The sequence below is a fragment of the Campylobacter pinnipediorum subsp. pinnipediorum genome, assembly GCF_002021925.1.
Lineage (GTDB): Bacteria > Campylobacterota > Campylobacteria > Campylobacterales > Campylobacteraceae > Campylobacter_A > Campylobacter_A pinnipediorum.
Genome location: NZ_CP012546.1, coordinates 1005606 through 1017491 on the forward strand (window position 1 = coordinate 1005606; position 11886 = coordinate 1017491).

The 11886-nt window shown below is 30.7% G+C and carries 9 protein-coding genes and 1 riboswitch; of the genes, 3 read left to right on the top strand and 6 right to left on the bottom strand.

Annotated elements, in window-relative coordinates:
* Genes CPIN17260_RS05240 through CPIN17260_RS05250 form a run of 3 tightly spaced genes read right to left on the bottom strand, consistent with a single transcriptional unit; the run spans position 1 to position 2291 of the window.
* Positions 1 to 369 (bottom strand): hypothetical protein, encoded by a 369-nt coding sequence (locus CPIN17260_RS05240; protein WP_069636770.1) that lies wholly within the window; start codon positions 367 to 369, stop codon positions 1 to 3.
* Between the two features lies 1 nt (position 370).
* Positions 371 to 1189 (bottom strand): phosphatidylserine decarboxylase, encoded by an 819-nt coding sequence (locus tag CPIN17260_RS05245; protein WP_418225736.1) that lies wholly within the window; start codon positions 1187 to 1189, stop codon positions 371 to 373.
* The gene (locus CPIN17260_RS05250) at positions 1179 to 2291 is read right to left on the bottom strand and encodes a metallophosphoesterase (protein ID WP_078440689.1); all 1113 of its coding nucleotides are present in this window, start codon (positions 2289 to 2291) and stop codon (positions 1179 to 1181) included. The genes CPIN17260_RS05245 and CPIN17260_RS05250 overlap by 11 nt, the downstream gene beginning before the upstream one ends.
* A 115-nt stretch (positions 2292 to 2406) precedes the next feature.
* Positions 2407 to 2498, top strand: a riboswitch (TPP riboswitch).
* Positions 2499 to 2610: 112 nt separating this feature from the next.
* On the opposite strand from CPIN17260_RS05250, the gene CPIN17260_RS05255 reads away from it, so the two are divergent.
* The 3 genes from CPIN17260_RS05255 to CPIN17260_RS05265 are packed head-to-tail and all read left to right on the top strand — an operon-like array spanning position 2611 to position 4994.
* The gene (locus CPIN17260_RS05255) at positions 2611 to 3282 is read left to right on the top strand and encodes an ABC transporter permease (RefSeq protein ID WP_078397961.1); all 672 of its coding nucleotides are present in this window, start codon (positions 2611 to 2613) and stop codon (positions 3280 to 3282) included.
* Between the two features lie 17 nt (positions 3283 to 3299).
* Positions 3300 to 4259 (top strand): ABC transporter substrate-binding protein, encoded by a 960-nt coding sequence (locus CPIN17260_RS05260; protein ID WP_078440690.1) that lies wholly within the window; start codon positions 3300 to 3302, stop codon positions 4257 to 4259.
* A 3-nt stretch (positions 4260 to 4262) separates the two neighbouring features.
* The gene (locus CPIN17260_RS05265; RefSeq protein WP_078440691.1) at positions 4263 to 4994 is read left to right on the top strand and encodes an ABC transporter ATP-binding protein; all 732 of its coding nucleotides are present in this window, start codon (positions 4263 to 4265) and stop codon (positions 4992 to 4994) included.
* A gap of 469 nt (positions 4995 to 5463) precedes the next feature.
* Here CPIN17260_RS05265 and CPIN17260_RS05270 read toward each other — a convergent pair whose 3' ends face one another.
* The 3 genes from CPIN17260_RS05270 to pckA all read right to left on the bottom strand — a co-directional run bounded on the left by CPIN17260_RS05270 (position 5464) and on the right by pckA (position 11877).
* Positions 5464 to 8742, bottom strand: coding sequence for a TonB-dependent receptor domain-containing protein (locus CPIN17260_RS05270; protein WP_078440692.1), 3279 nt, complete (start codon positions 8740 to 8742; stop codon positions 5464 to 5466).
* A 188-nt stretch (positions 8743 to 8930) separates the two neighbouring features.
* Positions 8931 to 10331: a CAP domain-containing protein gene (locus CPIN17260_RS05275; RefSeq protein ID WP_078440693.1), complete on the bottom strand. Its 1401-nt coding sequence runs from the start codon at positions 10329 to 10331 to the stop codon at positions 8931 to 8933.
* Positions 10300 to 11877 carry a phosphoenolpyruvate carboxykinase (ATP) gene (pckA, locus tag CPIN17260_RS05280; protein ID WP_069637466.1) on the bottom strand — a complete coding sequence of 526 codons (1578 nt, stop codon included), beginning with the start codon at positions 11875 to 11877 and terminating at the stop codon, positions 10300 to 10302. Before pckA ends, CPIN17260_RS05275 begins: the two co-directional genes overlap by 32 nt.
* Positions 11878 to 11886: the final 9 nt, after the last annotated feature.

Genomic DNA, 11886 nt, shown 5'->3' on the forward strand with positions numbered 1-11886 from the left:
TCAAAAAAATAACTTTATACAAATAATAGTCGCTATAATGCCGATAAAAAAGCTTATAGCGCTATAGGTTATGAGTTGATTTTTGTGTATTCTTTTTGTTTTTTCCATCTGCTTTTCGTGATGTTTTTTTACCCCTTCAAATGTTAGATTCATTATCTTTTCATTTGTTTTTGTTAGTTTTTCTGTAAACTCCTTAACTTGTTCGTTATTTATGTATTGCATAGTTTTTATAGTAGTTTCGGCTAATTTTTCATAGTCATTTGACTCCTGCCAAATCTCAACTAAGTCATTGTTTTCTATAGCTTGTTTTAGCTTTATAGCATCATCTTGCAACTCATTATTTTGTAAAGAAACTACTTCATTGCTCATATTATTCTCCTAACAAAGATATTTTACCTATGCTTTGAGTAAATTTTACCTTTTGCAACTCGCTAAGATTGTATTTTATCAAACCCTTAGGGCTAATTATTACTATGGTAGAACCAAGCTCAAAATTTCCTATCTTATCGCCTTTTTTGATAAACAAATTATCATATTCATATACATTTACATCATTTGCTTTTGCATTTGTTTTTATCCTACTATCAAAGACAAAATTCATCTTTCCGACATTTAAAGCACCTACAAATACAAGCCAAATTTTACCTATATTTTCTATCTCACATTCAAGTATCACGCGTTCATTTTTTGTATAAAGACTGCTTATTTTTTTTAGTTTGCTTATAGCTACACTATATAATCTACCTGGCACATATATAGCTTTTTTTACCTTTATATCAAACGGTGAATGATAATGGTGATAATCACTCGGACTAAGATAAAGATTTAAAAAGTCATACCCTTTTTGCATATCATCATCACTTATAGCATTCCAAAGCAACTCACTTACACTATATCCCATTCCTTTTACGCTAAATGCAAGATTGGCTACGCTACTACCACAACTAAGACAAGTGCCATCACAAGGGCTTATAAATGAGCTTTTATCACTATCAATATCTCTTGGCTTTATAAACTCTCTTGTAAAAAGCTTATTTAAGCTCTCATAAGTGTCAGGATTCCAAAACTCACTCATATCTATCTTAAAATAACTTACATACCATCTATTTATCATTTTTTGAATGACTTTTGGAAATTTACAACCAAAAATCGCACCAAATAAATTTGAAATCATCTTATCAAGCATTATTATCTCCATATAAATTTAATATAGCTATCTCACTTTGTGCCAAAATCCTAACAGGTGGACCCCAAAAACCGGCACCAGAGCTAACATATATCTGCATTTTATCATTATGTTGATAAAGACCATATAAATAAGGCTGTTGCAATAGCACAAGAAGTCCAAAAGGAAAAATTTGTCCAGCGTGTGTATGTCCACTTAGTACAAGGTCTACATCTTTATGCATATACTCGACAAATTTTGGCTGATGAGCTAGCAACACAACCGGTTTATCATCATTTACGCCAGACAATGTTTGTTTTAAATCAGGCTTTAGATAATCAAATCTATATCCACTAACGTCATAAACACCACATACATTTATATCATCTAACTCTATACAATCATTTCTTAACACATTAACTCCAAGGGTTTCTATCTTTGCTAAAATCGCATCTACCCCATGATAATACTCGTGATTTCCCGGCACATAAAACACACCGTATTTACTCTTTATGTCTTTTAATGGGTCTAAAAAATCCCCTATTTCATCGGCTTTCATATCCACCAAATCCCCAGATATAGCAACGATATCGGGCTTTGTTTTGTTTATATCATTTACCATACCTGCTAAAAACTCTTTTTGCAAAAAAGTGCCTATATGTATATCTGTTATAAGGGCTATTTTTATATCTTTTTTTAGATTTTTTATCTTGATATTTTTCTCTTTTATCTTAGGTGGCATTATGGCTGAAAATAGACCTTTTAGAAAAAAACTAATAAACAATATAACAAATGTTATATCAAAACAAATTTTTATAAACTCTCTTCTTGAGCTAATAAATTTTTGCTTATTTAAGATAATTAAGCCTAAATGATACAAAATGCTTATAGCAAACAAAAACCAAGAAAATGCCAAAAAAGTCGCACTAAATATATAAAAAGATGAGTTAAAAAACAGATATCTTAACTGAATTATAAACAAAACTTCAAGGATGCAAACAAGTATAAAAAAGATTCTCACACTAAAAATATGATTTTTTAAAAAAGCTATCTTTGAAACAAAAAATTTATAAGAATAAAAGTTCATAAAGCACATAGCTATAATAAAAATAAGTGTAAAAAACATTTAAATCCTTTTATGAGTTAAAATTATTTGAATTATTATACAAAACAATTAACCAAAAATATCTTTATATCCAATAAGGTGTTTTAAATTTAGATTAAAACAGTATAATATTGCTTTTAGTTCATTGGGGTGCTTTTATGGCTGAGATCATACCCGTATAACCTGATTTGGATAATGCCAACGTAGGAAAAAGATAGATTTCATTTTAGCACTTACATTGACAGTTTAAAGGTTAGTGTTGAAACAGAAATTTAAAAACTTATTTAATTTTTTATATAGATATAGCATTATATGGCTTGTCTTGCTTATATGGCAAATAATGGCGAGTTTAGCGATCATACCTGAGTTTTTATTGCCCTCCCCCTACTCTGTCATCAAGGCTTTTATAGATGATTTTAGCCTTATAATGTATCACACAAAATACACCCTACTTGAAACATTTATAGGCATAAGCATAGCTATAGTTTTGGCATTTTTACTATCCATACTAATGGATACATTTAAAATTTGCTATGATATCTTATATCCGCCTATCATAATCACACAAACCATACCAACCATAGCAATAGCCCCGCTTTTGATAATATGGCTTGGATATCATATGACACCAAAGATAGTGCTTATAGTGCTTACTGGATTTTTTCCTATACTTATAGCTTTGATAGATGGATATAGGTCGGTGGATAAAGATAGCTTGACACTTTTAAAAAGTATGGGTGCTACAAAGTGGCAAACATATCGCCACGCAAAACTTCCAGCAAGTTTAGGGTATTTTTTCGCTGGACTTAGGGTATCAATATCTTATGCTTTGATATCAGCTGTGGTATCTGAGTGGCTTGGTGGTTTTTATGGGCTTGGGGTATATATGACAAGGGTGAGAAAGGCATTTGCGCTTGATAAAATGTTTGCAATTATCTTTTTTGTATCTATACTAAGTTTGGTTTTGATGGCGATTATAAACTACATACATAAAAAAGTAGTTAAATACTAAAACAAAGGAAAAACAAAATGAAAAAAAAGATATTTTTTATACTATCTATGTTGCTATTTGTAGGGCTTAATGCTAATGATGATATAAAAAAACTAACTATCGTTCTAGACTGGGTTCCAAACACAAATCACACAGGTCTTTTTGTCGCAAAAGACAAAGGGTATTTTAAAGATGAAGGCGTTGATGTGGATATAGTTCAGCCATCAGAAGATAGCTCATCAACGATAGTTGGATATGGTAGAGCAGAACTTGGGGTTTATTTTCAGCCAAATATGGTAAAAAGACTTCTTAAAAAAACTCCTATAACAGCAGTAGCAGCTATACTTCAACACAACACAGGTGGTATACTAAGCTTACAAGAAAGCAACATACTATCTCCAAAAGATATGACAGGTAAAAAATACTCAACTTGGCAAGACCCGATAGATGACGCAACCATAAAATACATAGTAAATAAAGATGGTGGCAACTGGGATAAAATAAGCCTAATACCGGGCGAATCAACAGACGCTACAACAGCTTTAAGACTTAAAATGTTTGACGCGATACTTGTTTATAAGGGCTGGGACTACATATACTCTAAGGTAAAAAATGTAAAAACAAATTTTTTCTTACTTAAAGACTATGCAAAAGAGTTTGATTACTATGCTCCTGTTATCATAGCAAACAATGATTTTTTAAAAAATAGTCCGGAGATCGCCAAAAAAGCTCTAAAAGCTATCAAAAAAGGCTATGAATTTGCTGCTAAAAACCCAGAACAAGCAGCTGAGGTTTTGATACAAAATGCACCAGAAGGCGACGCTAATCTTATCAGAGAGAGTCAAAAATTTGTATCAACACAATACATAGCTGATGCGAAATCTTGGGGCATAATAGACCCAAAAAGATGGAATGCATTTTATGAATGGCTATACAATCAAAAGCTTATAAAAGAGCCTTTGACAGACCAAGGCTTTACAAATGAGTTTTTAAAGTAAGCTATGAAACTAAGACTAAAAAACATATCACATTCATTTGGCGATACACATATCTTAAAGGATATAAATTTTCATATAAATAAAAATGAGATAGTAAGTATCATAGGACCAAGTGGATGTGGTAAAAGCACTATATTTAACATAGCAGCAGGACTTATCACCCCAAGCTTTGGACAAGTCTTGCTTGATAATGAAGATATAACTGGTAAAAGTGGAAATGTAGGCTATATGCTACAAAAAGACCTACTTTTGCCATTTAAAACAGTCCTTGAAAATGTAGCCCTACCTCAGATAATAAAAGGCAAAAGCAAGCAAGAAGCCTATAATAAGGCTATGGTGTATTTTAAGGAATTTGGCCTTGATGGTATGCAAAATGAATATCCAAAAATGCTATCAGGTGGCATGAGACAAAGAGCGGCTTTGCTTAGGACTTATCTTTTTGAAAAAGACCTTATACTACTAGATGAGCCATTTTCAGCACTAGACGCAATGACAAAAGAGAACATCCACAGCTGGTATCTTGATGTAGTAAGAGATATGAAGCTAACCACACTTTTTATAACTCACGATATAGAAGAGGCTATACTATTATCAGATAGGATTTACATACTAGACAAAAAGCCGGCAAGCTTATCACAAGAGATACTCGTGCCGCTTTTAAGACCAAGAGATGCATTAAGCGATGATGTCGTAAAGATAAAAAGAGAGATAAAAAAGAGATATTTTAGTGTATAGAAATGGCTTGTTTTGATAAAAACAATACACCATAATATCGCTATATAATTTGTTTTAAAATTTAAGTCTGTATAGTTTATGATGTATCAAGTGCAAATAAGCATGATTTAAAAGAATTCTAGAGTGTTTTATAATGATACACCGCTAATACTACACCAAACAAGTTAAATGCAAATATACTTAAAATCCACTATATCCAACATGGTTATAAACAAGACTAAAATATAAATGAAATTTATAGAGATTTTAAAGCTGTAGGCTACTCTTGCAGTAAAGTACAATAGAACAAAATAAAATTTGTTTTAATGCAAGGGTATGTTTGTTAAATATTATTTAAAAGTGATATTTAGTAGATAAAACATAACACAAAAACAAAGAGATGCTTTAAGTGATGATGTTGTAAAGATAAAAAGAGAGATATTTTAGTGTGTAAAAGACCAAGAAAATCTTGGTCTTTATTTTTTATTGACTAGTATGTAAACTCAAAATCAAGTTTGAAATTTCTTCCTGGTGCGTTAAATCTATTTATACCAAGACTATCTGTTTTTCTAACCATATTCATAGTTCCAAAAGATCTGATAGATCTAGCTGAGTCCCAAGTGATGTATTTTTCATCCGTGATATTATAAGCACCAAGTCTAAATGTAAGATTTTTCTTAGGTCTTACATAGGCTATCATATCCAAGATATTGTATTTATTACTTAGCCAGTGAGCCGATGAGTCTGTAACTAATTTTCCATTTATATAATCCCTTGCATCTGCTGGAGAACTTGGTTTTTCATTTTTCCAAAACATATTATATGTTTCATTTGGTTTTTTAGCTTTCACACTTGTAAGATAAAAGTCCACTCCAAAAGTATCATTTGGAGCTGTATAGCCAAAGCTATATATTGATTTTTTAGGTTGTATAGCATTCATAGGAACATTTCCATCTTGTTTTGTAAGTATACTTCCTCTTTGATTTGTAAGTTTATATCCTATATAAAATCCTGATAATTTACTATATATATCTTCAAAATTTAGCCTAGAGCTTATCTCAAATCCATTAACAGAAGCATCTTGTCTATTTACATTTTGATAGATATCAAAGTCAAGAGAGCTATTGGTTTGAGTACCGTTATTATTTTGATTTCCTTGATTTAATTTCTCTGTTCCTTTGTATTCTAAATCCAAAAAGTCTTTATACTCTGTCTTAAAAATACTCATAGTTAAAAAGCTCATATTTTTATGCAAAGTAAGGGCTATCTCTTTTGTCTTTGCTATCTCAGGTTTTAAATCAACATTTGGCTTTATAGTAAAATCAGGATGTTTAAACGCAAGATAAAGCTCTTCATGAGTAGGCACCCTAAAGCCTTTTGAGTACTTAACTTGAACCCTTACAAACTCTGTTGGATCAAGTGTTGCTGCGATGGCATAAGAGTTGTTTTTAAACTCTCTAGGCTGAGAAAAATACTCTATATTTTTTTGGGGATTTGTTTCGTTTTCTTTATCAACAAGTTTATTGTATTCTACATCTTTTAAATAGTTCTTATAAGTTTTATCTTTTTCTTCAAATTCTTTAAGTTCTTTATTAAATTTATCTTCATCCTTAACAACTATTTTATCAATAGGACAATCAAAGTAATTTTTTTTTGATACATCTTTACATGATTCAAAATGTGCATAGCTATTTTTCTTCGGCTTATCCCAGCTATGCACTTTCTCTGGCACTTTTGACACATCTCTTTTTGGTTTTAATGGAACAAAAAGACCTTTTACCATATCATCAGCTATTTTTGGTGTTCTTCCTGGTATGTAGTTTGGTCTATATTTTACTCTATCATGTCTAAATCCTATGTCTAGTGAAACTTGATCGTTAAAATGTATCTCATCTTTTAGATACAAGGCACCCTCATCTGACTCAACAGGTATTAAAAAACTTGTAGGTTTTTCTGTCTTTGGACATTTCAAGGCATTACCTATATCAGTAGAACCTTTTGTTGAGCAGTCACCATCAGAGTCAGCCCACCATTGAGGATTTTTTGCGTTATATCCAGCTTTATTTATCATGCTTTTTTTGGTACTGGTATGAGATAGTCCGTATTGCACATAATGTTCTAAATTTTTTAGTTCTAAATTTTTTGTAAAATCAAAATTAAACTGTTTGGTATCTGTATTTAGATCTCTCTCTTTCCATTGATTTTCTATAAAACCTGGTTGATTTGGGATAAACATATATAAATCCTCGTAAGAAGCTGTTGTATCGCCAAATCCACCTTTATATGTATGTTGCGCTAATATTTTTTTATATCTTCTATTATCCTTATCCACCTTATTTTCTATTGTAAATTTAAGATTTCTTTTTTTAGCACCACCATCTATCTTAGCTATAGTATTTTGATTTTCTTTTGTTAAATCTATTTTTACTATTGGTCTTTTCCCTTGAGTATAGTCGTTAGTATCATCTATAATCAGCTTTATCTGCTTATCAGGAGAATCACAGTCATACAAATCACAATAAAATTTATATTCGCTTAATTTTTTTGTAGCAACAAATTTATCATAAGTATCTTCATCTTTGTGATTTTTTACCTTTTTAAGACCACCATTTTCATAATGCAAACTTAACTCTTGATCATCCTTATCTACAGTCTTATTGTCTTTTATGTGAAGACCTGCATGATTTTGTATATTTTGACAACTTGCCCCCTCGCAAGTCTCATCAGTCCTAGCTCTAGCCTTTATTTTTTGATCTGAGTAAGTGATTTTTATACTATCCCAAAACGGCATTTCACTAAAAACTTCATATGTAGCACTAAAGTTTTTCCTTGTTGTTGTATCATTTGTATATCTTCTATCAGCTATTACTTTATCAATTCCTGCTGTATTTGTAATATTATTAGGTGTAAGAGTATAAGAAAAATCATGCCCTTTTGAATTAACTTTACCGTTATCATAAGCTATACCTATCCTTGCATTATCTGCTGGTTGAAAGCTAAACTTAAGCAAGGTGCTTTCTTTTTTTATATTGTATGGATCGGCTTTCTCTCTTTCTCTACCTACTACACTATCATCATACTCATCATATCCATAGTTTTTTGTTTCTCTTAGTTTTCTTTTTGTGTTTATCAAAAGCACATCAAACCACTTGTATCTAGCAGCTAGGGTATGAGAACCATATCTTTGAGAGTTTGCTGTTGATATACCTGTCTTAAATCCATAAAAATAGTCTTTATCAAGTAGATAATCTCTTGCATCTTTTGTCTCAAACATAACAGAACCACCAAGAGCCCCTGAACCAGTTTTTATAGAGTCAGCTCCTTTTGTGATAGTAGCTTGTTTTAGGGTTTGTATCTCTACACCATTTCTTGTATTATTAAAGTTACCATATCCTTCAAATATCTCTTTAAATCCTTGAGAGCTTAAAGTTTCTGCTTGTCTTAGACCATCTATTGTTATAGCTACTCTATTTTCATCAACACCTCTTATAGCATAACCACTAGCACCAAATCTACCTGTTTCTACTACGCTTACTCCAGTTTCATATTTTACTAGATCTCTTGTATCTTGTACTTGTTCTTTAGTGAGTGTCTTAGCACTCTTTACTCTTTCACCTACCTTTTTTTGCATAGGATCGTTATCTGATTCACCAGTAACTGTTACGCTATCTAATTCAATACTATTACTTTCTTCTATATCAACAGCTTGTAAATTTACATTTAAACCAAGCATTAATATAGTTATCATAGAAAACCTGAGTTTGTTCATGGATATCCTTGTTATAATTATGATATTTATTATTTAATTTCGAGTAGATGATAATAAATATTAATTTAAATACTGGTTAAATTTTAAATAAAAAATCAATTTTTTACTAATTTATGATGTAAAAATTTAAATGACTATAAATTTGGTTTCAAAATTAGATATAAAAACATTAGCTTTTAAAACAAAAGTTACTTATTTTTTTGATGCTTAAGATCAACAATCATAAACGCAAAAGAGATAAAAACCAAAACAACAAGCACTAAATAATTTAATCTAAACCCAAATATTTTAGTTGCATTTTTAGAGTCTTTAGCTAGTATTGCTTTAAATTTCACGCCATTATTTGTAGATATAGTGATTTTATCGCCTTTATAACCACTTAAGCTTATTCTTATCATGTTTACCCCAATATCTCTAACATAAGCATCTAACAAAGTTGATTTTTTATAAGAATAGCTAGTAAATACATCATTGCAATCACGAGGTTTTATAAAGATATCATAAAATCTATCGGGATATATTTCTAAGATATCTCCATCTTTAATAGAAAAATAATTAAACCGTGGTGTTAAAGTTTTAAAGCTCCACCTAATCTCTTTATCTTTGTTGTTTTGGGTATATTTAAAAACAGCCAAATACTCTTTATCAAAATCAAACACTTTTTTTGAAAACAATGCAAATTGATTTTTATTAAATTTATGGTTTATGTCATTTTGTTTAGTGATTATAACCGTGTCATCTATCTCTTTATTGTCCCTAAAAATTTTAAAACTTTGCATTTTTATATTTTCAATATTTGGATTAAACTCTATACTTATAGGATTTCCCATAATTTTACAAGATGGAATCGGATCTGGTATCTCACCACTAAAATAAGCAAGCGCTGGATTTTTATATGGAAATTTAATATATTCTGGGCTTTTTGGTATAGTAGCTATTTTAAAACTATCTTGTTTTATTTTATAAATATTATTTTTACATACATTATCTATATAATAACCGCTATTTTTAAAATCACCACCTTTTAAACAGATATTGTTTACATATGAATTACCCATATTATAAACATAAAACTTTTCATCACCAAAAGAAACATTTGCAAAACCTATCTCGTTAAAAGAATAGTTTAAAAAACCAAAACGATGATATATAGCACTGAGTAAATTATCTATGGAGCTTCTTGTGTTTATTTGATTGTTTGATATATTTTCTACAACATAGCTTGAGCTATAGCCAGCAAACATAGCCCTTTGCGATACATCTTCACCAGTAAAACCATCAAGATTTCTCTCTTCATCGTGCATACTTACACTAATTTTATCTTTATTTTTAAGAAGATGATTGGCATGGTTAGTAGCAGAAATTTCTAAATTTTTATTTGCACGAAACCAACCAAGACCATTATCTTCTCTTATTGTATTTATATAATCAACACCGTCAAATACATTGTATTCTTTTGGTGTTTTTGCAACTAAAAGTTGATTATGATTTGAACTGTAAAAACCTAATATATCAGATACTATATATAAAATCAGAAGAAAAAATATAATAGTAAATTTATATTTTAGGGCCGGCTTTAGCGAATTCAATGCCTTCTTTTACATCCTCATATCTTTTAAAATTTTGTTCAAACATAGTTGCTAATTTATCTCTTGAAGCTATATATTCATCTTTATTAGCCCAAGTGTTTATAGGATTTAATAAAACCGTATCAACTCCGTCTAATTGTTTTGGTATAGCAAGATTAAACTTTTCAAAATTTTCAAATTCGCAAGATTTTATACTGCCGTCAAGAATAGCGTTTATGCAAGCCCTTGTAGCTTTTATGCTCATTCTTTTACCAACGCCATAAGCACCGCCGCTCCAGCCAGTATTTACAAGATATACACTTACATTATGCTTATCTATCTTCTTGCCTAATAGCTTTGCATATACAGTTGGATGAAGTGGCATAAATGGCTCTCCAAAGCATGCACTAAATGTAGCAACAGGCTCTGTTATGCCTCTTTCTGTCCCAGCAACTTTTGCTGTATAACCACTAAGAAAATAATACATAGCCTGTTCTTTTGTAAGTTTTGAAACAGGAGGTAAAACACCAAAGGCATCTGCTGTTAAAAATATAATATTACTTGGATGACCTGCACTTAAGCTAGGTTCGTGATTTTGTATATGCTCTATCGGATAGCTTACGCGTGTGTTTTCTGTTTTACTACCATCTGTATAATCAACAACGCCATCTTTATCTAAAACAACATTTTCCAAAAGTGCATTTCTTTTGATAGCTTCATAAATTTCAGGCTCACTATCTTTGTCTAAGTTTATACATTTAGCATAGCAACCGCCCTCAAAATTAAACACACCTTCATCATCCCAACCATGCTCATCATCGCCTATAAGCTTTCTTTTGGGATCTGTTGATAGTGTTGTTTTTCCTGTTCCACTAAGTCCAAAAAACAGAGCTGTATCTCCATCATTGCCTACGTTTGCAGAACAATGCATACTTAGTTTTCCTTCAAGCGGTAACCAATAATTCATCATAGAAAAAATTCCTTTTTTCATCTCTCCACCATACCAAGTACCGCCAATAACTGCAACATTTTCCTCGACATTAAAGATAACAAATACTTCTGAGTTTAGACCATCTTTTTCCCACTCATCATTTACACATTTGCAAGCATTGTATATAACAAAATCAGGTTTGAAATTCTTAAGTTCTTCTTCATTTGGTCGTATAAACATATTTTTAACGAAATGTGCTTGCCAAGCTACTTCAGTTACAAATCTAACTGATTTTTTACTCTTCTGGCTAGCACCACAAAAGGCATCTTGGACATATATATCTTTACCGCTTAATTGTTTTTTTGCTTTTAGCATTAGTTTATCAAAAAGCTCTTTTGTCGTGGGCTGATTTATTTTACCCCAAGATATATATTTATTTGAAGGGTCTTGATTTACAAAATACTTATCTTTTGGGCTTCTGCCTGTAAAAATACCTGTATCAACTACAAAAGTTCCATTTTTACTAACAACACCTTCGTTATTTTTAATCTCATGCTTAAATATATCTTCATAACTTAGATTGTGATAAACACTCTTGATATTTTCCAATCCGAGCTTATTAATATCACTTAACATAATTATTTC

What these genes read in the sequence shown, in the direction of transcription:
- CPIN17260_RS05240 (WP_069636770.1), bottom strand. Translation starts at nt 369, where the DNA reads ATGAGCAATGAAGTAGTTTCTTTACAAAATAATGAGTTGCAAGATGAT.
- CPIN17260_RS05250 (WP_078440689.1), bottom strand. Translation starts at nt 2,291, where the DNA reads ATGTTTTTTACACTTATTTTTATTATAGCTATGTGCTTTATGAACTTT.
- CPIN17260_RS05255 (WP_078397961.1), top strand. Translation starts at nt 2,611, where the DNA reads ATGGCGAGTTTAGCGATCATACCTGAGTTTTTATTGCCCTCCCCCTAC.
- CPIN17260_RS05260 (WP_078440690.1), top strand. Translation starts at nt 3,300, where the DNA reads ATGAAAAAAAAGATATTTTTTATACTATCTATGTTGCTATTTGTAGGG.
- CPIN17260_RS05265 (WP_078440691.1), top strand. Translation starts at nt 4,263, where the DNA reads ATGAAACTAAGACTAAAAAACATATCACATTCATTTGGCGATACACAT.
- CPIN17260_RS05270 (WP_078440692.1), bottom strand. Translation starts at nt 8,742, where the DNA reads ATGAACAAACTCAGGTTTTCTATGATAACTATATTAATGCTTGGTTTA.
- pckA (WP_069637466.1), bottom strand. Translation starts at nt 11,877, where the DNA reads ATGTTAAGTGATATTAATAAGCTCGGATTGGAAAATATCAAGAGTGTT.